The 26,173-nt window shown below is 69.0% G+C and carries 41 protein-coding genes; 3 read left to right on the plus strand and 38 right to left on the minus strand.

Features of this window, described 5'->3' with window-relative positions; all coding sequences use genetic code 11:
• Positions 1 to 45: 45 nt before the first annotated feature.
• The 25 genes from SPR02S_RS35180 to SPR02S_RS35300 all read right to left on the minus strand — a co-directional run bounded on the left by SPR02S_RS35180 (position 46) and on the right by SPR02S_RS35300 (position 17,737).
• Entirely contained in the window at positions 46 to 648 is a 603-nt protein-coding gene (locus SPR02S_RS35180) for a hypothetical protein (RefSeq protein ID WP_019061718.1), read from the minus strand.
• Positions 649 to 778: 130 nt separating this feature from the next.
• Positions 779 to 1,054, minus strand: coding sequence for a hypothetical protein (locus SPR02S_RS35185; protein ID WP_019061719.1), 276 nt, complete (start codon positions 1,052 to 1,054; stop codon positions 779 to 781).
• A gap of 118 nt (positions 1,055 to 1,172) precedes the next feature.
• Entirely contained in the window at positions 1,173 to 2,069 is an 897-nt protein-coding gene (locus tag SPR02S_RS35190; protein WP_019061720.1) for a magnesium chelatase domain-containing protein, read from the minus strand.
• A gap of 75 nt (positions 2,070 to 2,144) precedes the next feature.
• Positions 2,145 to 2,501 (minus strand): hypothetical protein, encoded by a 357-nt coding sequence (locus tag SPR02S_RS35195; RefSeq protein WP_019061721.1) that lies wholly within the window; start codon positions 2,499 to 2,501, stop codon positions 2,145 to 2,147.
• 121 nt (positions 2,502 to 2,622) lie between these two features.
• Positions 2,623 to 4,347, minus strand: a complete 1,725-nt coding sequence (locus SPR02S_RS35200) for a DNA cytosine methyltransferase (protein ID WP_019061722.1) — start codon at positions 4,345 to 4,347, stop codon at positions 2,623 to 2,625.
• A gap of 32 nt (positions 4,348 to 4,379) precedes the next feature.
• Complete coding sequence (locus tag SPR02S_RS57020; protein ID WP_019061723.1) at positions 4,380 to 5,141, minus strand: hypothetical protein; 762 nt, start codon at positions 5,139 to 5,141, stop codon at positions 4,380 to 4,382.
• Positions 5,142 to 5,221: 80 nt separating this feature from the next.
• Positions 5,222 to 5,641, minus strand: a complete 420-nt coding sequence (locus SPR02S_RS35210; RefSeq protein WP_019061724.1) for a hypothetical protein — start codon at positions 5,639 to 5,641, stop codon at positions 5,222 to 5,224.
• 67 nt (positions 5,642 to 5,708) lie between these two features.
• A complete protein-coding gene (locus tag SPR02S_RS35215) occupies positions 5,709 to 5,936 on the minus strand; it encodes a hypothetical protein (RefSeq protein ID WP_019061725.1) in 228 nt (75 codons plus the stop codon).
• A 115-nt stretch (positions 5,937 to 6,051) separates the two neighbouring features.
• The gene (locus SPR02S_RS35220; RefSeq protein ID WP_019061726.1) at positions 6,052 to 6,879 is read right to left on the minus strand and encodes an SAM-dependent methyltransferase; all 828 of its coding nucleotides are present in this window, start codon (positions 6,877 to 6,879) and stop codon (positions 6,052 to 6,054) included.
• A 50-nt stretch (positions 6,880 to 6,929) separates the two neighbouring features.
• The gene (locus SPR02S_RS35225) at positions 6,930 to 7,229 is read right to left on the minus strand and encodes a hypothetical protein (RefSeq protein ID WP_019061727.1); all 300 of its coding nucleotides are present in this window, start codon (positions 7,227 to 7,229) and stop codon (positions 6,930 to 6,932) included.
• 68 nt (positions 7,230 to 7,297) lie between these two features.
• Positions 7,298 to 8,470 carry a ParB/RepB/Spo0J family partition protein gene (locus SPR02S_RS35230; RefSeq protein WP_019061728.1) on the minus strand — a complete coding sequence of 391 codons (1,173 nt, stop codon included), beginning with the start codon at positions 8,468 to 8,470 and terminating at the stop codon, positions 7,298 to 7,300.
• Positions 8,471 to 8,589: 119 nt separating this feature from the next.
• The gene (locus SPR02S_RS35235) at positions 8,590 to 9,087 is read right to left on the minus strand and encodes a hypothetical protein (RefSeq protein ID WP_019061729.1); all 498 of its coding nucleotides are present in this window, start codon (positions 9,085 to 9,087) and stop codon (positions 8,590 to 8,592) included.
• 186 nt (positions 9,088 to 9,273) lie between these two features.
• Entirely contained in the window at positions 9,274 to 10,320 is a 1,047-nt protein-coding gene (locus tag SPR02S_RS57025) for an N-6 DNA methylase (protein WP_019061730.1), read from the minus strand.
• Positions 10,321 to 10,438: 118 nt separating this feature from the next.
• Positions 10,439 to 10,960: a hypothetical protein gene (locus SPR02S_RS35245; RefSeq protein WP_019061731.1), complete on the minus strand. Its 522-nt coding sequence runs from the start codon at positions 10,958 to 10,960 to the stop codon at positions 10,439 to 10,441.
• A gap of 128 nt (positions 10,961 to 11,088) precedes the next feature.
• Entirely contained in the window at positions 11,089 to 11,280 is a 192-nt protein-coding gene (locus SPR02S_RS35250; RefSeq protein ID WP_019061732.1) for a hypothetical protein, read from the minus strand.
• Positions 11,281 to 11,321: 41 nt separating this feature from the next.
• Positions 11,322 to 12,845: a hypothetical protein gene (locus SPR02S_RS35255; protein WP_019061733.1), complete on the minus strand. Its 1,524-nt coding sequence runs from the start codon at positions 12,843 to 12,845 to the stop codon at positions 11,322 to 11,324.
• Positions 12,846 to 12,901: 56 nt separating this feature from the next.
• Positions 12,902 to 13,186 (minus strand): hypothetical protein, encoded by a 285-nt coding sequence (locus SPR02S_RS35260; RefSeq protein ID WP_019061734.1) that lies wholly within the window; start codon positions 13,184 to 13,186, stop codon positions 12,902 to 12,904.
• A 143-nt stretch (positions 13,187 to 13,329) separates the two neighbouring features.
• A complete protein-coding gene (locus tag SPR02S_RS35265) occupies positions 13,330 to 13,521 on the minus strand; it encodes a hypothetical protein (RefSeq protein WP_019061735.1) in 192 nt (63 codons plus the stop codon).
• Positions 13,518 to 14,045 (minus strand): hypothetical protein, encoded by a 528-nt coding sequence (locus SPR02S_RS35270; protein ID WP_019061736.1) that lies wholly within the window; start codon positions 14,043 to 14,045, stop codon positions 13,518 to 13,520. Before SPR02S_RS35270 ends, SPR02S_RS35265 begins: the two co-directional genes overlap by 4 nt.
• A 28-nt stretch (positions 14,046 to 14,073) precedes the next feature.
• Entirely contained in the window at positions 14,074 to 14,955 is an 882-nt protein-coding gene (locus SPR02S_RS64390) for a hypothetical protein (RefSeq protein ID WP_019061737.1), read from the minus strand.
• A gap of 1 nt (position 14,956) precedes the next feature.
• Complete coding sequence (locus tag SPR02S_RS35280; RefSeq protein WP_019061738.1) at positions 14,957 to 15,607, minus strand: hypothetical protein; 651 nt, start codon at positions 15,605 to 15,607, stop codon at positions 14,957 to 14,959.
• Between the two features lie 29 nt (positions 15,608 to 15,636).
• Positions 15,637 to 16,164: a hypothetical protein gene (locus tag SPR02S_RS35285; protein WP_019061739.1), complete on the minus strand. Its 528-nt coding sequence runs from the start codon at positions 16,162 to 16,164 to the stop codon at positions 15,637 to 15,639.
• Between the two features lie 19 nt (positions 16,165 to 16,183).
• Positions 16,184 to 16,525: a hypothetical protein gene (locus tag SPR02S_RS35290; RefSeq protein WP_019061740.1), complete on the minus strand. Its 342-nt coding sequence runs from the start codon at positions 16,523 to 16,525 to the stop codon at positions 16,184 to 16,186.
• Positions 16,526 to 16,666: 141 nt separating this feature from the next.
• On the minus strand, positions 16,667 to 17,008 hold the full coding sequence (locus SPR02S_RS35295) for a hypothetical protein (RefSeq protein WP_019061741.1): 342 nt from the start codon (positions 17,006 to 17,008) through the stop codon (positions 16,667 to 16,669).
• Between the two features lie 33 nt (positions 17,009 to 17,041).
• On the minus strand, positions 17,042 to 17,737 hold the full coding sequence (locus SPR02S_RS35300) for a hypothetical protein (RefSeq protein WP_019061742.1): 696 nt from the start codon (positions 17,735 to 17,737) through the stop codon (positions 17,042 to 17,044).
• Between the two features lie 164 nt (positions 17,738 to 17,901).
• Here SPR02S_RS35300 and SPR02S_RS35305 point away from each other — a divergent pair, with 164 nt between their 5' ends.
• Positions 17,902 to 18,189: a hypothetical protein gene (locus SPR02S_RS35305; protein ID WP_019061743.1), complete on the plus strand. Its 288-nt coding sequence runs from the start codon at positions 17,902 to 17,904 to the stop codon at positions 18,187 to 18,189.
• A 54-nt stretch (positions 18,190 to 18,243) separates the two neighbouring features.
• Here SPR02S_RS35305 and SPR02S_RS35310 read toward each other — a convergent pair whose 3' ends face one another.
• From SPR02S_RS35310 to SPR02S_RS35340, 7 genes are all read right to left on the minus strand, one after another.
• On the minus strand, positions 18,244 to 18,423 hold the full coding sequence (locus SPR02S_RS35310) for a hypothetical protein (protein ID WP_019061744.1): 180 nt from the start codon (positions 18,421 to 18,423) through the stop codon (positions 18,244 to 18,246).
• Between the two features lie 4 nt (positions 18,424 to 18,427).
• A complete protein-coding gene (locus tag SPR02S_RS65815) occupies positions 18,428 to 19,204 on the minus strand; it encodes a hypothetical protein (protein WP_019061745.1) in 777 nt (258 codons plus the stop codon).
• A complete protein-coding gene (locus SPR02S_RS35320) occupies positions 19,204 to 19,713 on the minus strand; it encodes a hypothetical protein (protein WP_019061746.1) in 510 nt (169 codons plus the stop codon). Before SPR02S_RS35320 ends, SPR02S_RS65815 begins: the two co-directional genes overlap by 1 nt.
• Positions 19,714 to 19,716: 3 nt before the next feature.
• The gene (locus SPR02S_RS63500) at positions 19,717 to 19,878 is read right to left on the minus strand and encodes a hypothetical protein (RefSeq protein WP_019061747.1); all 162 of its coding nucleotides are present in this window, start codon (positions 19,876 to 19,878) and stop codon (positions 19,717 to 19,719) included.
• The gene (locus SPR02S_RS35330) at positions 19,878 to 20,717 is read right to left on the minus strand and encodes a hypothetical protein (RefSeq protein ID WP_019061748.1); all 840 of its coding nucleotides are present in this window, start codon (positions 20,715 to 20,717) and stop codon (positions 19,878 to 19,880) included. The genes SPR02S_RS63500 and SPR02S_RS35330 overlap by 1 nt, the downstream gene beginning before the upstream one ends.
• Before the next feature lie 61 nt (positions 20,718 to 20,778).
• Complete coding sequence (locus SPR02S_RS35335) at positions 20,779 to 21,018, minus strand: hypothetical protein (RefSeq protein WP_019061749.1); 240 nt, start codon at positions 21,016 to 21,018, stop codon at positions 20,779 to 20,781.
• The gene (locus SPR02S_RS35340; RefSeq protein WP_019061750.1) at positions 21,015 to 21,209 is read right to left on the minus strand and encodes a hypothetical protein; all 195 of its coding nucleotides are present in this window, start codon (positions 21,207 to 21,209) and stop codon (positions 21,015 to 21,017) included. Before SPR02S_RS35340 ends, SPR02S_RS35335 begins: the two co-directional genes overlap by 4 nt.
• A 304-nt stretch (positions 21,210 to 21,513) precedes the next feature.
• Here SPR02S_RS35340 and SPR02S_RS59170 point away from each other — a divergent pair, with 304 nt between their 5' ends.
• Positions 21,514 to 21,858, plus strand: a complete 345-nt coding sequence (locus tag SPR02S_RS59170; protein WP_019061751.1) for a helix-turn-helix domain-containing protein — start codon at positions 21,514 to 21,516, stop codon at positions 21,856 to 21,858.
• A 51-nt stretch (positions 21,859 to 21,909) separates the two neighbouring features.
• Here SPR02S_RS59170 and SPR02S_RS35350 read toward each other — a convergent pair whose 3' ends face one another.
• Together SPR02S_RS35350 and SPR02S_RS35355 are read right to left on the minus strand one after the other, a co-directional pair.
• Complete coding sequence (locus SPR02S_RS35350) at positions 21,910 to 22,800, minus strand: hypothetical protein (protein ID WP_020684241.1); 891 nt, start codon at positions 22,798 to 22,800, stop codon at positions 21,910 to 21,912.
• Positions 22,801 to 23,418: 618 nt separating this feature from the next.
• Positions 23,419 to 24,039, minus strand: a complete 621-nt coding sequence (locus SPR02S_RS35355; RefSeq protein WP_158697937.1) for a hypothetical protein — start codon at positions 24,037 to 24,039, stop codon at positions 23,419 to 23,421.
• A gap of 131 nt (positions 24,040 to 24,170) precedes the next feature.
• On the opposite strand from SPR02S_RS35355, the gene SPR02S_RS35360 reads away from it, so the two are divergent.
• Positions 24,171 to 24,581 (plus strand): DUF6233 domain-containing protein, encoded by a 411-nt coding sequence (locus tag SPR02S_RS35360; RefSeq protein ID WP_019061754.1) that lies wholly within the window; start codon positions 24,171 to 24,173, stop codon positions 24,579 to 24,581.
• 365 nt (positions 24,582 to 24,946) lie between these two features.
• On the opposite strand, the gene SPR02S_RS66555 is transcribed toward SPR02S_RS35360, so the two are convergent.
• The 4 genes from SPR02S_RS66555 to SPR02S_RS35375 form a co-directional block, all read right to left on the minus strand.
• Complete coding sequence (locus SPR02S_RS66555; protein ID WP_506410164.1) at positions 24,947 to 25,291, minus strand: DUF3761 domain-containing protein; 345 nt, start codon at positions 25,289 to 25,291, stop codon at positions 24,947 to 24,949.
• A gap of 81 nt (positions 25,292 to 25,372) precedes the next feature.
• The gene (locus tag SPR02S_RS35365) at positions 25,373 to 25,555 is read right to left on the minus strand and encodes a hypothetical protein (RefSeq protein WP_019061755.1); all 183 of its coding nucleotides are present in this window, start codon (positions 25,553 to 25,555) and stop codon (positions 25,373 to 25,375) included.
• The gene (locus tag SPR02S_RS35370) at positions 25,552 to 25,935 is read right to left on the minus strand and encodes a hypothetical protein (RefSeq protein WP_019061756.1); all 384 of its coding nucleotides are present in this window, start codon (positions 25,933 to 25,935) and stop codon (positions 25,552 to 25,554) included. Before SPR02S_RS35370 ends, SPR02S_RS35365 begins: the two co-directional genes overlap by 4 nt.
• The gene (locus SPR02S_RS35375; protein WP_019061757.1) at positions 25,932 to 26,162 is read right to left on the minus strand and encodes a hypothetical protein; all 231 of its coding nucleotides are present in this window, start codon (positions 26,160 to 26,162) and stop codon (positions 25,932 to 25,934) included. Before SPR02S_RS35375 ends, SPR02S_RS35370 begins: the two co-directional genes overlap by 4 nt.
• Positions 26,163 to 26,173 lie beyond the last annotated feature (11 nt).

Genomic DNA, 26,173 nt, shown 5'->3' on the forward strand with positions numbered 1-26,173 from the left:
GGCCGGGGAGCGCTGCCTGCTCCCCGGCCCTCGTCTGCTGCTGGGCTATGCCGTGGCCGTCTGCGGCGCGGCCAGGACGTGGACGGCGGACCGCGCGCCGGCCGGACGGGGGCCGTAGCACAGGTACTCGCCCCACTCGTCGTTCACGCGCTTGCCGGATGCGTCCCAGATCAGCGGTCGCCCGCACTGGGCGCAGTTCCCGGCGTCCTCCCCCGGTGTCCCGTGCGGCCGGTCGTCGGCGGCCGGGGCAGCCTCCTGCTCCTGGTTCTGGTCGGGGTCCTCGGGCAGGTCGACTCGGAAGGCGCCGGGCTGGTCCGGGATCTGCTTCCAGTCGGCCGCCCGGAGCGGGGCAGTGGTCCGGTGGAAGGTGAGCATGTCGAGGAGCGTGTCCCGGACCTCGGCGCGGATCCGCTCGCTCAGCTTGCCGTTGGTGGTCTCGTCGTTGAACCGCCAGGTCGTGGCCTTGGCGTCGTGCACGGCGGTCAGCACGCTCGCGTTGACGCTGATGGCGGTGGCGGTGGGCAGCTCCTCGCGGATCAGGTGGGCGATGAGGAGCAGGGCGCGGTCGATGACCTCGCGCCGCTTCTGGGCGGCTTCGCGGTAGGCGTCCTCGAAGTACTCGGTCCAGAAGGCCTTGGTAGCGGGCATGCGGGGTGATCCCTTCACGTGTTGGGGTGGGTGGTCGGCACTGGGGTGGCGACCTGGGCGGGCAGCACGCACCAGGCCGTGGCCCGTCGCGCTGCCCGCTCAAGGGACGGCCAGCTGGCCGTCCGGCCGGTCAGGACTTGCGCCGGTTGATGTCGCGGAGGGTGACGCCCTCGGCGGCCAGTGCCCGGCAGATGTTGCCGCGCACCCAGCCGCCCCAGCCGTCCGACTTGTACTCGGCGAGGAACTGGCGGACCTTCGGGTGATCCCGGTTGGGGCTGAACGTGCTGGCGAGTTCGTAGGCCAGGGTCGGTGTGCTCCACGGGCCTTCGAACAGCTCCTGGAAGGTCTCGTCGTCCTCGCGGTCCCAGTACTGGTGGAGGAGGGGCTGCGTGGTGGACTCCGTCATTTCTCGCTCCTTGGGCTGTTGGTGGCTGGTTGAACTACTTCCATTCTTTCCGAAACAGCTTGCCCTAGCCAGTTAGGGCAAGCTGTTTCAGTAAAAGGACTTCTAAGAAAACCGCAGGTCAGGCGGTCATTTCCGTGAGGAAGGCCAGGGCTGCGTTCAGGTCGCGCGCGCCCTCCACCGCGATGTCGGGGAACTTGGCGGCCTGGGCGAGCTGCGCTTCGGCGACGATGAACTTGAGGTCGCCGGCGTCGATGGCGGCCTGCATGAGGCCGTCGAAGTCGTTGACCGGCAAGACTCGTCCGTCGAGGCCGAGTTGGCCGATCATGACCACGCCTCTGACGGAGCCCGCGGGGACGTGACCAGATGCGGCGAGCGCTGTACAGGCGAGGGCGAGGTCGGCGGCGGAGCCGCCGCGAGCCGCGGTCCAGCAGGCGGTGACGGTCATGTCGCCGAGCGGCCACTGGATGCCGCTGTTGACGATGGCCGCGCGAATCCTGTCGCGGGTCTCAAGGGCGTACTTCGGGTTCGGGCCGGTGATCCTCATGGCGTGCACTCCCGGCGTGAACTCGGCCTGCACCTTGGCCGGGCCTTCCTGGGTGGGGAAGTAGCTGCTCGCGGTCTTCGGCGGGGTTTTCGGCAGGCGGATCGTGCGGAGGGGCCGGCCCTGCGGGGCTGCCTTCCAGCCTGCCGCTCCGGCCAGGTTGCCGAAGGGGATCACGTCGCCGAGGGTGCCCTTGACCTCGTCCGTGATGCTGTCGGGCAGGCCATGACCCGCGGCGGTCGGGGCGTGCCACAGCACCTTGCCCTTGGCGTCCGCCACCTCGTGCAGCTCCACCTCGCCAGTGTCGAAGGTGAGCGTTGCGGCTTCGGGCAGGTGCGTGCGGACCAGGTGGGCGACGTACGCGACCGCGCGTGAGTAGAGGGTGCGTCGGGCGACGCTGGCGGCCTGGTAGGCGTCCTCGAAGGCCTTGGAGTGAACGGCGGTTTCGAGGTCGGTGTGCAGGGTGTCGGCCATGGGTCTGTCCTCTCGGTAGGGGTGGGTGTGAGAGGGCCGGGGGACGCTGCCTGTCCCCCGGGCCCGGGGCGTTGGTCAGGTGCGGTCGTCCGTCTTGGTGCGCACGGGGAAGCCGGCGAAGGGGAAGGGGTGGGTCAGCTTCCAGCCGTTGCGGGTGAGGGCCTCGGAGGTCTTGCCGAGGCTGAGGACCTGGTCGAGTACGGCGTGGACCGTGTCGAAGACGTCGTCGGGCAGGTCGAAATCGTTGAAGCTGACGGGCTGGCCGTCGCTGTCGTAGTAGGAGTCCACGACGCCCTGATCGGTGTCGACGAGGAGCGTGGCGACTGTGGGGAGGTGATCGCGAAGGAGATCGCCAATGCGGGCGGAGGCGGCCTCGGTCGCGGCGGTGACGGCCCGGGTCGCGGTCTGGAACTCGGTCTCGAAGCGGTTCATCTTGTTCCCTCTTTCAATGCTTGTGGTGGTTTGTTGATCTACATTCATTCTTCCAAAATGAGCTTGCCCTAACCAGTTTTGTGAACCCTATTCGGCAAAAGAACTTCTAAGAAGCCGCAGGTCAGGCGGCCAGCTCGTATCGGCTGATCGGCTCGCCCGTGATGGCTTCGACCAGCGCGCAGTACAGGACCTCAGCCACGGCCGGGGTCACCGCGTTGCCGAGCTGGCGGACCTGGTGCCGCTTCGAGCCCATGAGCTTGTACTTCGCCCTGAAGGCCATCGCCCTCGCGATCTCGTGGGGCTGGAGCATCCTGAACAGCACGTCGTCGATCTTGAAGTCGCGGCGGACCAGTGCGTACCGGTCGCGGGTGGGGAGCGCGCCGATCGGGTCGGTGACCGGCCGGGCCTGGCCGTTGCCGTAGTACGGGACGAGCAGGTGGTCAGGCTGGGTCACGAGCCCGTGATGGTTGCCGCCGGCCGTGACCGAGTGAAGCGGCATGCCGAGGTGCCGCGCCTTCTCCTTGTCGCCGCCGCCCCGCATGGGGATCACGAACGGCAGGTAGGCGAGGGCGGTCTCCAGGCGGGCCGTCTGGGTGCGCAGCGGGTCCTCCAGCCGCATGGGCTTCTTGCCGTCGCGGCCCTCGCACGGAATCAACAGCGGCGGGAACACGATGCCGTCGGTCTCCACGGTCGTCCGGGTGGGCATCGGCAGGTCCAGGCCGATGGCCTTCTCCCGCCAGGTCCCGCCGGCCGGGACGAGGAGCGGGCCGCCCGGCATCCCCTGGGGTGCCTCGTCGACGTCGCCAAAGAGCGAGCCCTGCCCGTCGTCGAAGAAGTCCTCACCCCAGCCCCAATACTTGGCGCCTCCGGCCCGCACGCGGGCGATCGTGGCGGGGGCGAGGCCCTCGGGGCAGTCGTCGGTCTTGGACCGGTCGCCGATCGGCGTTCCCGCGATCGAGAAGTCGATGGCGGCCGCGGCGGGGAGCACGTAGGGCTCGACGATCGCGCGGCAGCCCGAGCGCGGGCAACGGAAGTCGTAGCTCTGCCGGTAGCGACCCATGTCCCGCTTCGGGTCGCGGAAGACCTGGACGGCGCGCACCTGTTCGTCGCAGTCGGCGCACCAGGCGTCGGGGCGCAGGACCCACTTGTCGAAGTCGGGGTCGCGGCCGAGGCTCTCGTGCCAGTACACGAAGTACAGGCGGTCACGGCTTTGCGGTACACGGTCCAGGGTGCGCGGGACGACGTGCATCGAGTTGATCGCGAGGAGCTTCGTCCGGTACCCAAGCTTGTGGAACTCGCCGACCCACCGATCCCATTGGTCCCAGCCCCGGCAGTCTGTGACGTTCTCGACGACTCCGGCCAGGACCAAGCCGCCGCGGTTGATCACGCCCCGCAAATACATGGGGACTTCTTCCATGAGGGCGCGGCTGCGCTCCTCGGCGGCCCGGCGTTCCTTGTCGCTCTTGAACTCCGGCTCTTCGAAGTCGAAATCGCCCTGCATCGTGCGGTCGAAGTCGACCTTCACGCCCCGGGCCGCCGACCACTTCGGGCACTCCGGCGACGCCCAGAAGAGCTGGCAGACCGGCCACTTCTCGACCGGGGCCCGGCGGATGTCGCCCTTCCACAGGTCGCAGTTCGGGTTGTTCCACGCGTGCGTGGCGAGTGCGACGTCCCAGTGGTTCGCGCCTCTGGTGGTCAGCACGCCGGGGACCGCGTCCGCTCCCTGCGTGTCGCCGCCAGCACCGCAGAACCAGCTCATGGCGGTCAGCACGCTGCCGTCGTGCTTGTAGGCGCGGGCCGGACTGGCGGATGCCCAGGCGCGCGTGGTGGCGTCGATGTAGGGCATGGGTGTGCTCCTTGCTGTGTGCTGGGGGGAGGTCAGAGGGAGGGCTGCGCGTCCGACTCGGACCAGCGGAGGAAGCGGCCGGTGCGGATGAAGTGGGCGCGGCTCTCAACGGATTCGAGGTCGTACTCGCCCCACACGCCCTGCTTGGGATCGCAGCCGCAGTCGCACGGCTTCTTCTCCAGCTGGTTGTCGCGGTTCAGCAGGCAGCCGGTGCACTCGAACTCGTGCCAGTCCATGACGGAGCCGCAGGCGCACCGCCAGGAGGCGAAGTGCCACGTCCATTCCCAGCCGCCGATGCCGTACAGGCCTTCGGCGTTGGGCTCGATGACGTCGGCCGCGTCCTCGTCCTCGGTGGTCTCCTCCACGTACATCCAGCGGATGTGCAGGACGACGGCCCGGGGCTCGCCCTCGCCGTCGGGTGCGATGGACTCCGGCTGCTCGCCGATGACCAGGTCGCTGCTGACTGCGGCCTTGGCGCCTTCGTTCAGCTGCTGCCAGCGGATGCGGACGACGACTGCTCGCGGCTCGTGCTCGCTGTCGGTGCCGCCCTCTATGACGTGGACGCTGGCGGCGCTGTCGGCGCGGCCGTCGATGACGTGGATGGTGTCAACGCTGTCGTGCCCGTACTCGTCGGCCATCTCGATCGTGCGGGCGGCGAGCTGGCGGGAGGTGTCGAGGGTGAAGTACGGGCTCAGCCAGCCGTTCCACCGGTTGCTGGGGTCGAGCTTGCAGTCATACGGGCCGAGGGTGTCGTCGATGCAGACGCGGGTCTCGATCATCTGACGGTCGCTCATGGTTCGGTCACTCCATCCGGGCATGGGTGACGGGCGGGACGCGGTGCGTCCCGCCCGTCGAAAAGGGCTGGTCAGGTGAGTTAGAAGAGGGAGGGCGGCGCGGCCTTCGGCTGGGCGCCGAGCTCGGGGATCTCCTCGCCGGTCTGCTCCAGCCACCACTTCGCGAAGTGCAGCCGGTGGCACCAGGCATCTGCCGGGCGCAGCTTGTCGAGGCGGTCGAAGCAGAGCAGCACCAGGCGGGCGCCGCCGTTCCGCGCGACCAGGCCGGCCAGCTCGGCGTAGATGCGGTCGATGCCGTGGGCGTTCAGGAGGCGCCGGTAGCTGAACTCGTACGCGTCTTCGGGCAGGTTCTGGGCGAGCAGCTCGCGGGTCGGCGTGATGAGCGTGGCCTGGCCGACCAGCTGGTAGCCGAGCGGGAAGCGCGGGTGGCCCGCAGTGGTGCGGATCGGAGCGCCCATGTCGGGCGTGAACTCCTGGTAGGTGCAGGTGGCTAGTTCCATTCCCGTCCTTTCCGGGTGTGGGTTGGTGGTGGAGTAGGGGGCCGCCTGGGCGGCCCCCTACGGGGTGTCAGCCGTTGCAGATGCAGGTCTCGCGATTGAAGGGCTCGGTGCCGTAGAGCCGGTTCGAGAGCCGCATGATCTTGCTGAAGAGCTGGCAGAGGTCCGCGTTTTCGTCCTGCCTCTCTTGGGTGGCGAGGGTGTTGCGGAGCCAGGGGAGGATCAGGGCCATTTCCTCTCGGGTGAGGACGAAGAGATCCCCGTTGTTGATCTTCTGAGTGATGTCCGCGTTTTCCATGGCCCTGCCCTTTCCTGGGGGTGGTTTGTGGCGCTCCTCTCATTCTTTCCGAATCAGCTCAACCTAGCCAGTTTTGATAACCTGATTAGGCAAAGAAGGGCAAAAGAAGCACTGGTCAGGTGAGGGCGAACAGGTCGAGCTGCCGGGGCTGCCGCTGCCACCAGCCGTGGGTGGGGAGCGGCCCGCCGGACTCGGCGTCGACGACCAGGAGGACCGTGCGCACGCTCGTTCCGGACGGCGCGAACGACTCGTCGGGCAGCGGGGCGAACGTGCCCTCGGCGAGGGCGATCAGCTCGCGGAACTCGACCGTGGCGCGGTCGCTGTGCCACATCACCGACTCGGGCAGGACCGCGACGAGCGTGCCGCCGTCGTCGAGGAAGCCCATCGCGTGCTTCACGTGCTGCACGGCCGCCGCGAACGGCGGGTTCATCAGCACCCGGCGGTAGCCATGGGGGCAGTCGAGCGGGTCCAGGTCGAGAAAGTCCGCCTCGACCACGCGACGGGCGGCGCCCTGCTCACGGAGGACGCGGACCCGCCGCTCGTCGATCTCGACGCAGTCGACGACCCCGCCGCACTCGACGGCCGGCCCCACGATCGAGCCGGTACCAGCCGACGGCTCCAGGACGCTCATGCCCTCGCGGACGCCCGCGTGCGCCAGCATGTCGTCGACCACGCGCGGCGGTGTCGGGTACCAGCCCTGTTCGAGCCGGCTGGGGAACTCGCGGGTGGCGAGGCACGCCCGCATGTACTCCTCCACCGGGAACGGGAAGACGTGGGCGCGCACCGCTTTGCGGCCGTCCCACCGTCCGCCGATCTCCTTCAGGATCTTGTTCACCTGCTCGTACGTGGGGCGGTCCAGGTCGAACGGGATCTGCACCCGGTCGTCGGCGATGACCGTACGGGCGTCGGTGAGGACGTCGTAGACGCCGCTTGGGATCTCCATCGGTCTCCTCCTGGAGGGATAGGGGTCTGGCTGCGTGAACGGGGCTTAGATCAGTAGAGGTGGCCGACGATCTCGGCGACCGCGCGCGCGACGGTGTCGAGGTCGTCGGTCGGCTTGACCGGCAGCGGCAGGGCGTCGCCGAGCTGGTCGTTGCGGACGAACAGCTCGCCGGTCGGGTTGGCGCCGATCGTGAAGGGGGTGCCGTCCCAGGCCCGGAGGTGGCCGGTGGTGGCCCACGGGCCGGGCTCGGCGCCCCACTGGTCGCCGCAGTGCTCCAGGGCGGCCTTCGCGACGTCGTACGGGGTGAAGGTCGGCACGGGGTGGTTGTGGAAGCTGACGGGTCGCTTCATGGCTTGGTCTCCTTGGAGGGTTGAAGGGGGCGCACCGCAGGGCGCGGTGCGCCGTAGAGGGGGCGAGGTCAGGCGGCGGCCTCGGCGTCCGGGTTGACGGTCAGGCCGCTGGCGCGGACCTCGGCGACCATCTCGGCCTTGCGGAGGTTCGCCATCGCCTTGGTCGCGATGTCCTGGAGGTGCTTGATGCGCAGGCGGTGACCGCCGATGCCGCCGGGGGTCCCGGCGAGCAGCAGGGCCAGCTCTTCCTCGTCGGTGGCCGCGAGCAGCGACAGGATCTCTCCGGCCTGGCCCAGCTTGTCGATCTTCCCGACGAGCTTGCTGCGGTCGGCGACGATCCGCTCCCGCTCCTCCTCGGGGAGGTCGAGGGTGCCCGGCAGGGCGTCCTGCCCGTTGTCCTTGCGGGCTGCGGTCGCCTCCTCGGAGAGGACGAAGAACGATCCCTGGTCCTCCTGGCGCCTCTCCTCGTCGTGGAGGGCCTGCGCGAAGGCCTCCGCGTCGCGGGCGCTCTTGAAGTCGCCGCGCACCCAGCGGCCGAGGAACCGCACCTGGTTCTGGTTGGACAGCTTCCCGACGTACCAGGCGAGGCCGACCGGCAGCTGGTTCTTGACGAGGGCTTCCTGGGCCTCCGGGCACAGGCGCAGCAGGTCGATCCGCCACTGGACGTACGCGGCGCTCTTGCCGACCAGCTCGGAGACCTCGTCGACCGTGTAGTCGGCGTCGACCAGCTTCTTGAAGGCCTTCGCCTCTTCGACGGCCGTCATGTCCGCGCGGCCGACGTTCTCGGCGACGGCCATGGCAAACGTCTCGCGGCCCTCGCCGACGCCGTGCATGACGACGGCCTTCATCGTGGGGAGCTCGGCGATCTGAGCGGAACGCCACCGGCGCTCACCCATGATCAACGTGTACCGCTTCGTCTCCGGTATGTACCGGACGGTGATCGGCTGGAGCTGGCCGAGCTTCTCCATGGACTTGGCCAGCTCGCGAAGCGCGGCCTCGTCGAAGTGCTCGCGGGGCTGACCCGGGTCGCGGTCGATCTTGTTGGTAGGGATCGTGCGGAGCTGCGTCCGCTGGCCGTCGCCGGCCTGCTGGGCGGTCTCCTTCTTCGCCGGGGCCGCCTTGGTCGCCTCGGTCGCCTTTCTCGCGGGCTTCTTCGCGGCCGGGGCCTTCCGCGCGGGCGCCTTCTTCGCGGGGGCCTCGGTGGCGGTCGCGGTGGTGGCCTCAGTGGCGGTGGCGGTCATAGCGCGTCCAATCGCTAGATGTGGGGTGGTTTGAACTACTTTCATTCTTTCCGAATCAACTTGCCCTAGCCAGTTTTAACAAGCTGATTCAGCAAAAGAACTTCTAAGAAAACCGCAGGTCAGCAGCCACATTCGCCGCTCGCGGCGGGCACCTGGAAGCACTTCGTGCAGGTGTTAGCGCGGACTGCAGCGGCCTTCACCTCGTTGCGGGCCCGGCCGCGCTCGCGGTTCACGAACTCGACCTTCCCGTTGTAGTCGCTCACGCGCTCCTCGAACCGCTGCTGTGCGACCCACTCCTGGGCGCTGCGCTCGCGGCGCTCCGCAGGCGCCATCGCGGCGTCGGCCGCCAGGGCGGCGCGCAGGCCGGCCTCCACGTCGGCGAGCTGGTCGGCGAACAGCCCCCAGTCGACCGTCGGCCGGGCGGCTGCGGCGATCCGGCCCGCGACCGCACGGAGCACGTTCCGGTCGAGTACGTCGCGCGTCACGGCCCGGCGGACGTCGATCGCCCAGGCGGTGTCGCCCTGGCCGACCAGGCGCCGAGAGAGGTCGAGCACGTCGCCGGCCTCGCCGATCTCGGCAATCAGCTCGATCTCCTCGATGATGCTCGCGACGTTCACTGCGCTCTCCTCTGGCCGTAGCTTGTGGGATGGTTTGAACTACTTTCATTCTGTCCGAAATGGCTTGCCCTAGCCAGTTTTGACAAGCCAATTCGGCAAAGGAACTTCTAAGAAACCCCAGGTCAGAGGCGATGCATGTCCTCTACTACCCCGGCTTTTCGGCGAGCATCGCCGCCATCTCCTAGATCAGGCGGCCTTGGAGGCGGTGCTCACGAGTTGCTCGACGCGGCCGATGGCGTACGCGATCGCCGCGTTGGCCTGGACGTCGTCTCGCCGCTCGACCATGGCCCTGCGGTGCTCGATGGCCCGGGGCCACAGGTCGCCCTCATGGAGGGTGTCGCCGCAGGCGACCATGGCCTTCGCACCGAGGCCCCAGACGATCATGTTGACGGCGCACCCGGCCGCAGCGATGGGGTCGATCTCCTGCGCGAACCACGTGTAGTTCGCGGGGTCCAAGCCCATGGAGCGCAGGTGCTGGGCACCGGACCGGAACATGCCGCCGGTGCCCGCGCACGGGTCGAGGAACGAGTAGCCGTCGTGGATCTCGCCCGGGTCCCGGCCGATGATCTGAGCGGCCATCATGTCGCAGACCTCCGGCGGGGTGTGGTACTCGCCGAGGCCCTCGCGGGCCGACTTGTGCCGCAGGTTGGTGACCGTCCAGGACATGAGGTCAACCCAGGTGTTCATCTCGGGGTCTGCGTGGCCGGTGTGGTCGAGGGCGTTGGCATCCAGGGCCGCGTGGAACGTGTCGCGTACGGCGTTCAGCTCCTGCCTGGTGATGTCCCCTTCCGCCCAGGAGAACAGTGCCGAGGCGGTGTCGATGAGGTCGGGGCGGCGCAACCACCAGTAGGCGGCGACCTCGCGGACACACTGGAGCAGTTGGGGGGCGTCAAGGCCGCGGAAGAACTCGGCCAGGGTGCGCGCGTAGCCCTTCTGCGGCCACAGGGCGAGGGTGGCGACGACGCCCATAGGGATCTCCATCCGTGTGCCGCCGTAAGCGCGGTACCAGGCGGACGAGACGGCCTCACCGAAGGTGGCGCCATCGGCGGGGTTCAGCGTGTACTCAAGACGGCGTCGGCGCTCGGGACGCTCCGGGGTGCTGGCCGGCTGCGGGGGCTTGGGCGGGGCAGGCGCCCACTGGCCCGCCGTCGGCTTGGGGAGAGTGATCGAGGCCTGGGGCTTGGGGGGTTCCGGCTCGTTGCCGAGCTCGGCGAACAGGTCGAGTTGCTCCACGGGTACCTCCGTCGGGGATGGGACCGGCCCGGTACCAGGCGCGCTCGGGGGGCGCTCGGTACCGGGCCGGGGTGGGTTGGGTTGGGTGGCCCGGCGGTTACCGCCGGGCCGGGATGGGTCAGGGGCGGGGCATGCGGGCGCGTACCTCTTCGGCCGTCATGCGGGCGGTGATCTGGTCCACGACCGACTGGATGTCGTCGAGGTCGACGACGGGGTGCCAGGCGCCGAGGAGGTACACCCAGTCACCGAGGCTCAGGCCGTGCTCGTACGTCTTGGCGGGCGCCTCCTCGAAGGCCTCGGTGGCGTCCAGAAAGGCGCGGCAGCCCGCGTATTCGAGACGCTCGGCCTCGTTGGTGAAGGGGCAGGAGCTGGAGCCGGGGCCGGTCTTGCGGACCTTGGCTTCGAGCCGCTTGCGGAGAGTGGTGAAGGCCTTCCCGAAGTCGCCGCCTTCGGCGTCCTCCAGGAGCATCCGGTACGGGAGGGCGTTCGCGGCCTCGTCCACGACCTTGCGCATTGCGCTGGGCTGGACGCCCTGGGCCATGTCGCGGAGGGACTCGGCAAGGGTGTCGCGTGCGGCCTTCTCTCGGGCGATCGCCTTGTTCGCGAGGGTCGTGAGGGTCTGGATGGTCTCGGCGTTCATTTCGCTGCCTTTCGCGGCTTGTTGGTGCGTTTTGAACTACTTTCATTCTTTCCTAAATGATTTTCCCTAGCCAGTTTTAACAATCTAATTCAGCAAAAGAACTTCTAAGAAACCAGCAGGTCAGAGGCCTATATGCGGTACCCCTTCCTCCGCAGGTCGGCGAGCTTGTTGTCGAGGCCCTGCCCTGCCGGGTCCGAGGTGGGGAGCCAGGCCAGAGGCTTGCCCGGCTCGGTGACGCGCCACCGGCTTCCCCTCTTGATCACCTCCGCGCCCTGCCCTCGCAGCTTGGCCACCAGGGCGTCCACCTTCTTCGACGTCATGTGCTGATTCCTTCCTTCATGGGTTGCGGGCGGTTCGGGGGTCAGACGGCGAGCTGCTGGGGGGCGCGGCGCGCGCGCTCAGCGGCGACGATCACCGCTGCGCGGGGCTCGTAGCAGGAGACGCAGAGGGACTCGTACCGCGGCTTCCTGCGCGTGCCTGTGTTCAGGCAGCGGGTCCGCTCGTGCCGCGGGGCGTTGCACTCGGTGTCGGTGCAGGCCGCCTTGCGGGGCTCCTGGTAGCCGATCGCCCGGTGGTGGTGCGCCTGCCAGGCCTCGAAGTCCATCGGCGAGAACCAGCCGTCGGTGTCGGCCAGGCCGTCGGACACGTACCTGCCGTACGCGGCGCGCTCCTCGGCTTCGTCGCAGACATGGCCGGCCGCAGGCCAAGTGCCCGCCACGGCGGGGCTCGCCCCGAACAGGTCGAGCTGCTCGGGGGCCTCCGTGTTCGCGTCCAGCGGCGGCAGCTCCTCCGGCGGGTTGCAGCGCACCGACGGCAGCTCGGGCCTTGGCTGCGGATTCGCGGCGTCGGCGCGGAGCTCGGCGACCACGTCCGGGGCGAGGTGGTGTTCCGCGATCTCCTCCTCGGTGGGCACCCATCCGGCGGGCCGACGCCGGCCGAGGCGGTAGGTCATGCCCTGCACCCCCGCCCACACATCCGACAGCCGCTCGTCCCGCTCCTCCCACGCATGCAGCTCGTCCAGGACGGCGTAGAACCTGTCCCGGTCCGCGCGCCGCCGTGCTTCCTCCTCGCGGAGGGCTTTGGCACGCCGTACGGCTTCCTCGCCACCGATGAGCGGCTGGAGCCGGTCGAACAGCTCCTCCTTGCGGTTCTTGGGGACCGGCTTCGGCTGTACCCGCTTCCAGACCGTGACCGCGCGACGGCCGTCCGCAGTGACGTTCACGGGTCGCCGTCCGAGAACGTCGAGGGCGCCCACGACGACGAACCCGGCCTGCACGAGCGGCTTGAGGCGGTAGTCGGCGAGGCGCTGGCCAGCGCGCCCAGGCACGGGGACGTGCCGCAGCGAGCCGTCCGGGTCGATGCGGAGCTGGCCGGCCGCCGCACTGACCGCAAGCTCGGCCTGGCCCGGCGACCAGCCGAGGGCGAACGCCTGCGCTTCCTGGAGGCGCCGCTCCTTAGGGTCGAGGTCCTGCGGCGCGGCCGGGGTCGGCGGCGCGGCGACCGGCGGGGCGGCATCTTCGACCGGTTCCGGCTGCGCCGCTTCCTCGAGGACCGCCGGTGCGGCGGGCGGCGTCTCGCGGATGCGCTCGCCGGGCCCGTTGGAGACGTCGACCCAGGGCCGCGGTTTGTCGTCGCAGTACCGGATGGACACGCGGACCGCCCAGCCGCCGTCTTCGCTGACCCAGCGCTCGACGTCGTCGGCGTGCTCGGCGATCGTCTCGTCGGCGTGCTGGGTGAGGGTTACGACGTACGTGCAGATGCGCTCACCGTTGCGGTACTCGCCGGTGACGCGGAAGTCGCCGCCCCTCCCTTGGTCCAGGCCGAGGCGGCGAAGGGCTCGCGCGATAGCGACGCTCGGGCTTGTGGCGGTGGACTGTGTGGCCATCGGTCTTCTCCTCTCGGGAAGGTGACCGGCGGGGCCGGAGCCCCGCCGGGTGGTGGTCAGATGCGGGCGGCGGCCAGAGCGGCGTCGACGATGCCGATCGTCTGACCCCAGGTGGCTTCGACGTCGGTGAGCTCGGTGCCGCCGTAGCCCTCGCTGCCGGTGATCCGCGCCCTGGTCGGCGTGGCCTGGCCGGCCTCGTCGGTGCCCATGCCGGGCAGGAGGACCGTCCAGGTCTGACCCTCGTGATTGACCTCGGTGACCTTGCCGAGGTTCGTCTGAATCCACGTGGTGGAGGTGGCTGCGGCGGCGAACACGGCGGTGGTGGTGGTGGTGGCGTCCATGGCGGGCTCCCGTTCTCTGCTGGTTGGTGTGTTTTGAACTATTTTCATTCTTTCCGAAACGACTTGCCCTAGCCAGTTTTAACAAGCCGTTTCGGCAAAAGAACTTCTAAGAAACCGCAGGTCAGGAGCCCATCAGGCGGTCGTCAGGCAGTGCGCCTCATGTCGATTTCCGGCCGCCGCAGCTCTTCGGTGACCTCCTCGACGGTCGGTCCGCCCTGCCAGGTGAGGGACGGCCTCACGTCCTGCGGCTCGCGCAGCACCCACCCGGCGTCCGGCCAGATCAGCCGCACCCGGTACAGGATCCGGTCGAGGGGCACCGGGCCCTTCGCGGTCACTGGCCGAGCTCCGCATGACCGTTGAGGCCCGCCAGCCTGCGGACCATCGGCCAGGCGTCGGCCTCGTACTTGCTCACGACCCCGTCCACGTGGCCGTGCCGGTCCGGCAGGGCGTCGCCGTCCGCGTCGACGTGGCCGGTCACGGCCTCCTCGTACTCGTGGACCAGTTCGGCGGCCTGGTCCGCGAGGTCGTCGAGGTCGCGCTGCCGCTGATACTCGGTCCGCAGGTCGCTCCAGTGGATTCCCCGCTCGCCGTCCGGCAGGCCCTCGTGGGACTCGTCGGCGATGACGTAGCAGTCGATCGTCTCGTCGGCCACCATGTGCCAGGCGAGGGCCTTCACCCAGGCCTTCTCGGTGGAGCACTCGTCGACCACGTACGTGGTGGGCCGCGTGCCGTCGTAGCGCTCGGGTCCGGCGACGGTGACGGTGAACGGCCGAACGGTCTGCCGGTAGTCGAGGGGCAGGTTGCCGTACACGGGCTCGCCGCCGAAGCGCTCGGGGGTCTGGATGTCGTGCTGGCTCATGCTCGTCGTCCTGTTCTGTGCGAGGTGGTCAGTCTGCGAGGTGCGCGCGGAGTGCTTCGCCGGCGGCCCTCACGCGCTCGGCGGTCCAGCCGGACCCGGACAGGGTCAGCCGGGCCCGCTCGTTCCTCGGACCGTCGACGGCGACGATCTTCACGCTCATCGTCGCCACGTCGACGCCGAACCAGAGGTCGCCGACGGCCGGAGGCGTCATCTCCCGCGCCTGCCGCCAGTGGACCGGCACCCGTTCCTCGTCGGCGCCGTCCGGGCCGGGACATGCTTGGGAGATCGCGTTCAGCAGCTCGTCGCCGTGCGCGCAGTCGCCGTGGTGGTGGAGGAGGGCGACCCCGGTCCTGGCCACTCGGAAGGCGTGCCGGGTGAACGACGGCCAGGTCTTCGTGACGATGGAGCAGCCCCAGGCGGGGACGCGGGCTGTGCGTTCCAGCCAGAAGCCCTCACCGTGCTCGTCGATGTACGGGCGGCCGAGGTCCCAGCCGCGCACGCGGGCCATGGCGTCCCAGCCCAGTGGCGGCCGGTTGCGGTAGTCGCGGTCGTCGGGGCCGGTCGTCAGCCACAGGCGCCAGCCGTCCGGGCCGGTGAACATCGTGTCGGCCGCGAAGACCGGCTCGATGCGGACCAGGACCCGGGGGACGTTCACCGGAATGACGGTCCACTGCTCGTCGACGGCCTGTCGCACCGGGCAGTCGTTGCAGTCACCGCGGTTGACGCAGGGCCCGAACCCTCCCCAGCGGGCCCGCCGGGTGTCGTGGGACTCCAGCAGCGACCCCCAGCGTCGGGGCCGCAGGGCGCACTGATTCGGCAGGCCGAAGTGAGCGTTGAGGCTCAGCCTGTTCCACCCCTTCCCGTCCGGTCCGCCGGCCGGGGCCTCGGGTGCACGCAGGAAGATCGGCATCTCAGCTCTCTCCCTCTTCCCGGCTGAAGCGGCTGGCGTTCGCGACGAGCCAGCAGGCGAGGGACAGAGCGGTGGTCGCGCACTCCTCGGTGAGCGGCAGGCCCGGCCGCGCGACGAACAGCTCGTTGACGTACTCGCCGTCGGCCGCGTACAGGGACGCCGCCCACGGCTCGTCGTGCTGCTCGGCGGGCCGACCCGCGTCCTCGCCGGAGTGCAGGAACACTCTGGGCCCGGTGTGGGCGGCGCCCTCGTCGGCTGTGCGGTTGGCGGCGACCAGGACGTAGGAGACCCCCCTGTCCTCGACGTAGAACGAGGGGATCCCGAACGTGGACAGGGCGGCGCGCAGCATCCCGCCCTCGGTGGGGCCGCCGGTGACTGCGGCGTCGATCGCCGCCTGGAACATGGCATCCAGCCCGGTGGTGAGACCGGCCGAGAAGAACACGGCCCGCAGCCCGTCCTCGTCATAGCCGGTGAGCGTGCGCATCACCCGCTCTGTGGTCTCCAGGTGGGCGGGGCACGTGGCGAGGCCCAGTCCGCTCGTGGCTTCGACAGAGATGACGGCCTTGCCGTTGCTGCCGAGGATCTCGCAGGCGACGCACGGCATCTGCCACCAGCTCGGGAAGCTGTGCACGCGGGTATCGAACGTGATCATGCGGGGTCTCCTGTGTGGGTGCGGGCCGGTCAGAGCGTGGCGAGGTCGGCGGGCGCCTTGCCGCGGTTGCAGGGCCGGTTGTTGTCGACGGCGACGGCAGCGGCCAGGCGCTCGTGCTTGCGGTGCAGGGCGATCAGCCCGGTGAGGGCCGCGTTCAGGACCTCGTCGTCGCGGGAGTTGAGGTGCCCGTGCTCGATCAGGGCGATCCGGCGGGCGCGCAGGTCAGCGTCCTCGCGGGCGAGCTGCATGCTGACCGCGTTGAGCGGCTGCATCGTCGGCGTCTCGCCGGTGACCGGCGCGGTGGCGTAGCCGACGATCACCGCCGGGGTCATGAAGTCGTTCTGCGTGAGCAGCTCGGCCGCCTCGCGCAGGGCGTCCACGGCGGGCTGAGGGAGCTGGCCGGGCTCGTCGACCGGGTACGACTGGATGGCGATCGCGGCGTCCTCGATGGCCCCGGCGAGCGTCTCGATCATGTAGCGCTGCGGGTGGTGGGCCCTGCCGCGTACGACGGCGGCGAGGTGGTTGAGGCGGCGGGCGGTGGCGAGGTAGGCGGACATCGGTGTGTCTCCTTCGTGATCAGGCGGCGGCCACGTACTGCGCGGCCACGGCGTGGTAGCAGCGGACGGAGCGCAGGCCGGCCGGGCAGTTGCACTGGCCGGTGGCGGCGGTCCGGTAGACCTCCGTGCCGTCGTCGGCGACGACGAGGAAGATCCGGTTCTGGCGGAGCGGGATGACGGCGCCGAGCTCCAGGAGTTCGAGGGCCTTGGCGACCTGCCATTTCGGGCTGGCCGTGTCGGTCCGCGCGTTGCGGCGGACCTTCAGGCGGCACTTCGGGCCGTAGCCGTCGGGCGACGGCTTGCGGAGCGGGCGGCGGCACTTCAGGCACCTGCCGTGCTCGGTGGCCTTCTTTGCGCGCATGTCCCGCTCCCGTCTCGGTTGGTGGTGGTTTGAACTACTTTCATTCTTTCCAAATCGACTTGCCCTATCCAGTTTTAACAAGTCAATTCATTAAAGGTGGCGCAAAGAAAACCGCAGGTCACAGGCCTGCGGCTCCCTCGGCTACTGGTCGGCGGGCCGGGTGCACTCGTCATGTCGGTCGCAGTTGCAGCGCCCGCATGCGGCGCACATCTGGTCGGCTTCCAGCCCGCAGGCACCGCACCCTCCCGTCAGCTCCAGTTCGAGGTCGTCGAGGAAGATCTGCCGGTCGATCGCGGCTTGCTGGTGCGTCGTGCGGCGAAAGCGGCGGACAACGGTCCAGAACTCGTCCGGCGCGTTCGTGTGCTGGTCCTCGGCGAGGTAGGAGGCGGCAGCGCTCACGTCGCACCACTCGTGCGGGTCCACGCCGCACGCGGACAACGCCCGCTCGATCTCGCCTTTGAAGGTCTCGAAGCTCTGCGTCACGTTCGCTCGGCCCTTTCGCGTCGTCTGTTCTGGTCAGGCGCCCGGGGTGGGAAGGACCCGCTCGACGGTCACGACGTCCCAGGCCGCGTTCGCGACGGGCACGGCGAACGCCCACTGGCCGCGGTAGGTGCGCCGCTGGTCGTCCTCGGTGGCTCCCTCGACGAGCGCCCACCATTCGCCCTGGCTGGTGGCCGGGTTGATCCGCACGCCGGTGTCGAGGACGGTCAGGCGGGTGCCGAAGGCGTGCAGGACGTCGGCGGACTCGACGAGCATGCGCGGGGTCTCGAAGGCGACGGGCAGGCCGGCCGTGATCCGGGCCGTCTGTGCGGCGGACGGGTCGGCGAGTTTGTAGCCCAGCTCGATCGCCACCTGCTCGGCCCGGTCGACGCTGGGGATGTAGTCGCCCTTGCAGTATTCGCGGGCCGGCTTGCCGAGCTTGCTGTACGCGTGGAAGGCGCCGAACTGCTCGGTGATCGCGACGGGCCATGCGACGACAACGAAGCCGACGATGCGCTCGGACTCGACGACCACCACGTTCCCGTCGGCCACGTGCTCCCGGTCGACGGCCGCGCAGACGTCGGCGCTGCTCGCGAAGTGCCAGACCTTCGGCTTGGCCTCCTTGGCGGCGGCGCGCGCCGTGTCGACGGCTTCGATGAGCTGGCCGAGCTGGAAGGCAGCGGCGGCCTGCGGGTTTCCCTGGGCCAGGCGCTCCGCGTAGGTCTCACTCATGATCAGGCCCTCTCCTTCTGTCTGGGGCGGTTTGTGGTGCTGCTTCCATTCTTTCCAAATCAACTTGCCCTAGCCAGTTTTCACAACTGTATTCGGTAAAGTGATCGCAAAGGTTGACCCGCTTCAACCGGTTTGCCCAAACCCTCTCGTGAAAGACTGGTGCCATGCCCGAGCTCTTCAACCGGGGCGGCAAGCCGCTGCCCGAGTACAAGCCCAGCGACGCCGTCCTCGACGCCCTCGCCGCATGGAAGAAAGCCCTCGAAGAAGAGGAGAGGACGCGCCATGCGGCGCGCAAGGCGCTGGCCGATGAGCTGAAGGCTGACACCGATCTGCCGTACGCGTCCGTCGCCGCGCACCCGCTCGTGCCGTGGACCGAGGCGACCCTGCGCATCATCGGCACCGAGTACGGCGTCCCGCCCCGGCAGCCCAACAAGGCCAAGAAGCAGGACTAGCCCCGACAGCACGACGAGGGCCCCGCACCGGATCCGGTGCGGGGCCCTTGCGCGTCAGCTCCGGTCGGCCTTCAACGCCACCGCCACTTCCTTGATCTTCTGGCTTGTCGACAACTCGGCGCGCACCGGGTTGTCACCCGGGACGCCGGCCTGGCGCGCGTCCTCTACGAACTGCGCCAGCTCGTCGAGGGTCATGTCCTTGTCGTCACCGTGGAACGTCAGGGAGGCGGGCATGAGCTCAGGATGCCTGATCCCCGAGGATGTTGAGGGCGTCTTCGGTGTGCTCCTCGAACGCCTCTTGCCTGGATCGTTCGACGCGGTTCACGAGGTCCTGGAGCCTCTGCCGCTCGGCCTCCTCGTCGGCTGACCGATGCTGTGCCGCGGTTGCCTGAACGCGCCCCTGAACTCGCCACCGCACGTGCGTACGCGCCGGGTTCTGTTCGTCCGGCACCGTCTCGAAGCCGTTGTTGCTGTTGTTGTTGCTGGTCAACGCCCCTGCAACAGGGGCGCCCTGGGCGGAAGGGGGGAGGGGCGGGAAGTCGCTTTTCTTGACGCCCGGGGATACGGCCACCTTCCGCCCCTTCATGCGCACTCCACCCGAGCGGGGGATGCCGGCGGCGTCGAGGGCCTGGCGTACGTGGTCGGCGGTGGTGTTGAGGTGCTCGGCGAGCGCGCTGGTGTGGGCGTGCGGGGCGCCGACGGCGTGCAGGGCGCGGGTGAGGCGGGCGCGGGTCAGCTCGTGTGCGGCAGCCTCGTCGTCGGGCTGTTCTTCGTCGTCCTCGTTGTCCTTGCGCCGCTTCTCAAGCCAGCTGCGCGCTTTCTGCCAGCCGAGGGTGCAGAGGATCCCGGCCACGAAGTACGCCACGTACGGGTACGCGGTGACAACTACCTTCAAGACCAGGAAAGCCACGCCGGTCAGGATCAGCACGACGACCCCGCCCGCGATCAGGTTTGACTCCCCTGTCTCCTCCCCCGCCTCTTTGCTGGTCTCTGGCTCCGTGGTCTCTTCGGCCATCAGATCGCCCCGTAGACCTTGTCGCCGAGCCAGTTCGCGGCCTGCGCGATCGGCGCCGCCGCGAACCCCGCCACGCCCGCGCTAGTGCCCAGGGTGATACCGCACCATGTGCCCCACTTCAGGTCGCGGCCGTACTTGGTGGACTTCTTTACCGCGGTGATCATCCCGGCGCTCAGGATCAGCACCACTCCCCCGCCGGTCTGCGACAGGGGCACGTAGGCGGCTCCGGAGCCATGCTGGCCGGACTGCCCGCCTACACCCCACACCAGGGCGACGTCGCCGAGCCAGTTCGTGATCCACAGGGTCGTGTCGGCGATCCAGCCGATGAGGCCGCCGACGCCAAGGGTGACCAGGCATCCGTACGTCCAGGCGGCGAGGAATGGCAGCAGGCGTCCGGCCTGTCGTAGCGGGTCGGAGCGGAGGGTTTTGAGGCCGGGCCACCACTGGACGAGGGTGGCGACGAGGATGCAGACGCCGACGGTGACGCCTCCGATGGTCACGTAGGTCATGGCTTAGCGGCTCCAGATGGCCGTCACGTACAGGACGGCGATGGTGATGAGGGCGGCAGTGCAGGCGGCCGGGCCGAGGTACAGGCCGGGCGCGCGGCGCGGCGCGATGACGCAGAGGCCTGCCGCGCTGAGGAGCACAGCCAGGGGCCAGACGACGGCAGACATCACGCGCCCCGGAGGTAGCGCTCGACGGTGGCGAGCTTGGCGTTAGCGTCGGCGACCTGGTGGACGTAGCGCAGGACCGCATCCGGATCCCGGATCCCGGAATCCAACGCAGTCCGGACCGCGTCCTTCACGGTCATCGGCCCAGTGCGGGCAGGCGGCGGACTGGCGGATCCGGACTGCGGATCCGGTCCGGATTGGTCCGGATCCGCGGATCCGGACGCTGCTTCCAGCGCAATCCGCTCGGCGGTCACCTGGCCACGGGCCCGGGTCAGCTCGCGGTTGATCGCCACCATGGCCAGCTCCCCGCCGGCCTCAGCGCGCTGCTTGTCCACCCACTGCTGGGTCTTCTCATCGAGCGGCTTGGCATAGTGGCGCAGCACGACGGTCCACAGCGCCTTGACGATGCCGGAGACGACGGCGCCGATCACGCCGATCGCCTGCTGCCCGGCGAGCCAGCCGTGCGCGCCGACCGCGAGCATGGCGATGACGAGCGCGCCGTGCCCCATGTTCCGTGGGAGGGCGGCGCGGGCGGGGTCGTAGCGGGAGAGCCACTCGACCGCCATGCACAGGATCCACGCCAGGTCGAAGGCGATCGCTGCGGCGTAGGCGGCGGGGGAGATCGTGACGCGGGCAAGGAGGTCGCCGATGGACGCGGTGGACCATACGACGGCGACGGCAACGAGGACGCCAGCGGCGATGGTGACGGCAGTGAGTACCGTGCGGTCCCAGTCGCGGGGCGGGACGGGCACATCGACGTTGTAACGCTCCAGGACCAACTCGGTCTTGCCGTTGATGGTGTGCGGGACGAGGCGGGTGCGCTCGATCTGGCGGGTCTTCACGGTGCTCTCCTGGGAGCAGATGAGGCCGCCCCCTCATCGGGGGCGGCCGGTCTGGGGCAGGTCAGGAGCGGCGGCGCCAGCCGCGCTTCTGCTCGAACGCGAACTTCGTGCCGTCTCCGGCGTCGCCGTTCTTCAGGACGGAGGCGCGGTGTCGGGCACGGCGGCCCTCCGCCTGGTCCAGCTCACGGCCGCGTTTACGTCCGTTCTTCTCCTGGTCGCGGGTCGAGGCGTGCGGGCCGACGGCGGGCGTGTAGCGCGGCCCGCCGGTCAGCGCCTCGCGGAGACGGCCGAGGGCGCTCATGCGGTCCGCCTCCCGCCGCAGGACTCCGCGCTGGCCTTCGCGTGGAATTTCGCCGACTCCAGCTGCCCGAGAGCTTCCTCCGCGCGGGCGGCCTGGTCCTGGACGTTGCCCCGGTCCTTGCTACACGCCCGCACGGTGGCGGGCTGGGCGACGGTCTCGTTCGGCGTCCTCGTGCTGATCCGGCGCGTCATCGGCGTCCCCCCGTGGTGTTCCGGGCAGGGATGCCGCGGGTCTGCTCCGAGGCCGGCTCCTTCTCGCCGCGAAGGATCACGGACTGGTAGGTCGATCCGGCGTTGCTCGTCTGCCCGCCAGGGGGATTACCCGGGCGCGCGTTAGTACCCTTTGGCATGCGTCAGCTCCATCTGACGTGGCCCCCGGTCGGCGTTTCCTAGGCCCCGACCGGGGGCCGACTTATAGGCGCAACATCGCGTTGCTTGCCCGACTGTATGGGACTCCCATACAGTCGGGCAAGCGGCCATGGCAGATAGGAACCGGATGGCCGAGGAACAGGCAGGCGGCGGAGGGGAGGCTCAGCGCGTGTTCGACGCCCTGCAAGCCCTCAAGGCAATCGAGGACGAGCTAGCCAGAGCCCGGGAGATCAGCGTGTTCCTCCGGGCGTACGGCCCGGCAATCAAGGAACTCAGTGATCTACGCCGGGACTACGTCCTCGACCAGCGGCAACAGCAGGGGGTTTCCGTCAGGAAGCTCGCAGCGAAGCTCAACGTCTCCCCGTCGACCATTCAGGACATCGAGCGCGGATACTCCGGGTCTGGCAAGACCCGGCCGCGAAAGGCGAACGATGACGAGGGAGGCAAGCGCGACGACCACACCGGCGCCTGAGACGAGCAGGGCGCGATCACCCGCCCTGCACTCGATCATGACCCAAGGTCGCTACCCACGCGGCGGGTACTGCGCCTGCGCGATCGGGCTGACCAACAACATCGCGATGGCGTTCACCATGTCGGTGCCGATGTTGTTGAAGTGATCGTCAAGGTTCTGCTCGCGGAACAAGCCCGCGAAGGGGCCGACTGCTTGCGCGGCTAGACCTGGGCGCAGATCCTCATACCAGTGCTTGGTCTGTAGGTAGAGGGCCCGAGCGCGGATCAGCAGTTCTTCGTCCACCTTGTTGTCGCGGACGGCCTGCATGGCGGTGGTGATGGAGTCGATCCGGTAGAGCAGCATCTCCAGGGTCCATGGCGCGCTCGCGGGGCCCACGGCACGAGCCAGGCCGCTGGTCGCGAAGATGCTCGGCGGCTCGAACACCGCGCGCGCCGCGTCCTCAAGCTCATTCCGGAGCTCAGGGGTGGTGCCACCCTGGTAGCTCACTTCCGTGAAGAAACGGACGAACCGGTTGCGGGCGGTGTCGGTGGCGGCGGGGTGGTCGATCTGCTCCAGCGTGGCCCGCGCCGCCTCCAAGCACACCTGTTTGCGGCGCAGCCCATCGCCGAACCAGGTTCGGAAAGCCTTGACCGCCTGCCGGGTCGGCACCCACTCCTCGCCCCACCACAACCAGATCCCGAACGGCACCAGTGCCAGCGACGGGATCTTCGGCATCTCCACGCGCTTGCTCAGCAGGAGGAGGAACAACTTGCGTTGGTTCGCCGAGTGCAGCCCCGGCCGGGATCCGCGGCCGGCCCCGCACCGCTGGGGATTGTTGAGCAGCCCAAGCGAGATCCAGTCGTGGATCGTCCGCCTGCTGATCTCATAGCCGGCCTTGGACGCATCTTCCAGCAGGTCATCCAAGGTGCCCGGTTCGTGCACCTGCTCCCAAGGGCGTTCCACGCTCAGAAATTACACCAACTCCGCAGCAGCGTGGGGCCGTTGGCGGCGGACACAAGAAGCGTTCGCGGTCTAGCGTCGAAGACGGGATAACCCCGCAGGCCAGATGCTTGGCGGCCCGGCTCTGCGGAGTGCTCCCGCACGTCCTGACCCGTCTCAGCAACGGAGCCTTCCATGCACATCGACTCTAAGCCGTCTGTTCCTGATCAGTACCGTTCCCGGGCCCGCCGGTATCGGCGGGTCCTCACCATGAAGGTGATCGGAGGGGCGTGCACGGCACTCGGCGGCGTCGCGGTGCAACTCCTGCTTCACTCCGTCATCGGTCGCCGCTGAGCCGCGCCGCCGGCCTGGGGAGACGTCCGACCGTCTCCTGATCTCGGCGGTTCCGAGGGGCAGGGGCACTGTGCCCCTGCACTCCCAGCTCGGACAGCGGGTTGGTACCGCGTCGACTGTGACTTCCACCGATGTCTGGCCGGCTCACTCGACGACAAGGCAGGTCACAGCTTCACACTCAACGCCAGTTGGCCAGCTTGCTCAGCAATAGTTGGCCAGCGGCAATCAGGTCGATCCAGAATCTGCCGCAGGACGCTCACAGCAGAGTGCTTGGAGTCGGCGGTGTCGTCAGCGTTCGGGAGGAAAGTCAAGGTCCGGGCCCCCAGCCTCGAAGCGCATGAAGAGGTCTCGCCTTGCCCAGGCGTCCGGGTTGGCGTACTCGACGAGAGGCGCCTGCTCGGGCCCCCACACCTGAGAGCCGTCGGGATTGTCCCTTCGACACTGGAGCACACCGCTCCCCAGGCGGCGCCATCGAAGACCTGCGGCATCGGTGAATTCGACGATCGTGGCCTCATGCAGTGGCCGCGGTTCCGCAAGCCTTGACGGGATCCGGGCCTCGCGCATAACGCCAGGGCTCAGGTGGCCGGTCGGCGAATCAAACTCCAGGCGCTCTCCGCCATAGAACGAGACCAGATCCCTCATCGGCTGGCTGCTGTAGTTGATGACCCTCAGCACCCAGGTATCAAGGTTGGTCAGCGGCGACTGAGTAGCCATGAACCCGACGTGCAGCCGAGATGCGTGCACCAGAGTGTTGCGCTCGTCGGCCGCACGCTCCCGCTCTGCGACAAGCTGCTCCCTCTCGGCCAGACGTTCGGCCTGGCCTACTTGGTGACGGTGCGCTGCATAGCTGATTGCAAGCCCACCGAGCCCAACGAGGCATCCAACGGCGGCAATTACAAGCTCGACCACGCTGCCAGTGTGATCGCAGCCTGTGAAGGTGTCGAGTGCCAATGCGGAACTGGCCAGGTACCGCTGCGAGTGGCCACCAACCATTGCACGTCACATCGACGTGTCGCGGACGGGATGCTTGAATCGAACACATGAACGAGCTGCCGCCGGACCCTCCTCGCCTTCGGGCGATCCTCGGGTACCTCGAAAAGCAGCTCGCCGAGGAAGAGACCGTGATGACGTACCTGCGGCTCCAGCGTGATGCCGTACGAGACGCCCTCACCCGCGCCGAGGCCCCACCCCCGCGGCGGTCGCGGATCCCCAAGGGCGGCTCCGGCCTCGGCCCGATGGCGCAGGCCTCGCCTCGGCCGCAGTTCGTTGTTCAGCAGAAGCGCACGCCCCGCGGGCCCGAGCCCGCGATCATTCACCTTGGCGACTGCACGATGATCGAGGGCACACCCCATCGGATCACCGAGCATGACGCGCGTGTCTCCCTCTCGGACCCGAACATCGAGGCGTGCGCGTTCTGTCGGCCGGACACCGAGCTGGGGATCCTGGACTGACCCAGACACAACGAAACCCCCGCACGATCGTGTGCGGGGGTTCATCGTTCATGCGGACGCCGACTGCTGGGGATGGCGTCCTCTGGCGGAGGCGGGCTCGGCGGCGGAAACACGAGGTCCTCGAACGCTTCCATCGCGAGGAGGAGCAGTAGCAACAGGGCCGGTAGAAACAGCGCGATCAAGACCACGGCACCTCCCAGGGGGAGAGTGGGCGGGCTTTCTCAGATCGGTTCGTCTGACTCTGTGGGATGGCTACGTCGCATTCAGTGTGCGTCCGAATGGAGTAGCACGCATGTCGATCACAGGACCGAGCGCGGGCTAAGCCCTCCATTAACCCCTGCCCCGAAGGCCTTGGCCGAGCTGAGCTAGCAGAGAATCCGGCCGAGCCGCTGAAGCTCGGCGTCTCGCTGTTCGGCAGTCACCATCGGGTAACCGCGACACGAGGCTTCGTGCCCCTCACCGTCATCCCATATCGAGACAACCCCACCGTGATGGCTACAGGCGCCCCGGTGGCCGATCGAGGTCGAGGGCCAACCATCCGCGCAGCTACTGCCCTGGTACGTCCAGTGCAGTAGGGGCGCAGTCGGCGCGGGCTTCTCTGGCGGCGCCTCTTCGGGGTCCGACGAACTACAGCTACTCACCCCCGTGTAGAGCCATACCGCCACCACGAACGCCACGATGCACCCGCAGCCCCCATCGTTCCTCGCCACGAAACCCCCTCTAGCCCCTCCCGTGAGGGCGCATCCTACGGCCAACGAAGAAGGCCCCCGCCGGCCGAGGGTTTCGCGTTGTCAGTCGCAGGTCGGCCGCTCGGCCGGTGGCTGTGTCTCTTGGTGGATGATGTCGAAGGCCTCGGCAATGGCGGCGCCGAGAAGGTGTCGGGGCACGGTGGCCCGGTACTCGATGCGGACGCCATCGCGGGGTGGGTCGTCGTCGGCTCGCGGCCGGGCGGGCGGGTTGGGGCTGTCGTTCATGCGGCGGCTTCTGTCCCTGCGTTGGCGGCGGCGCACCACAGGCACCGGTCGGTCGCTTCGGTCGCTTCTGCGGGCGCGGCGTCGGGGTCGTCGATGGTGCTCGTCGTGACCCGCTGGACGAGACGGAACTCGCTGTTGGGGTGCTCCCTGCGGCGCCGGCGGTAGGAGTCGACGGCGCGGTCCCGCTCGGCGACGTCCCGGAGGAGGGTGCCCCAGCGGCCGTTCACCCGGCCTTCCACCTGCCACCGTCGGGCCGGTGGCGCTGCCTCCGGGCCGGTGATGCCGAGGCGTTCGACGAGGGCGCGGAGCCGGTCCAGCTCGTCGTACAGGTTGTCGAGGTCGGCGCTGTTCAGGTCGTCGAGGCGGATGCGCGCGGTCATCGGTGTCCCTTCAGGGCAGGGCCGTATGGGCTGGCCCAGGCCGGCCGGTCGGTGCGGACCCGGGCGCGCGTCCTGGCCGCGAATCGTACGAGGTGCCGGGTGGTCTCGGCGACTCGCTTTGCGAGGGCGGCGAGTTGCTCGCGCAGTTGCCGCCACCAGATGGCGATGCGCTGGAGGGCGGCGCCGACGGCGCGCGCCAGCTCGGGGGTCAGGAGGGTGTTACGCATGGGCTACTCCG

This window comes from Streptomyces prunicolor NBRC 13075, assembly GCF_000367365.1.
Classification (GTDB): Bacteria; Actinomycetota; Actinomycetes; order Streptomycetales; family Streptomycetaceae; genus Streptomyces; species Streptomyces prunicolor.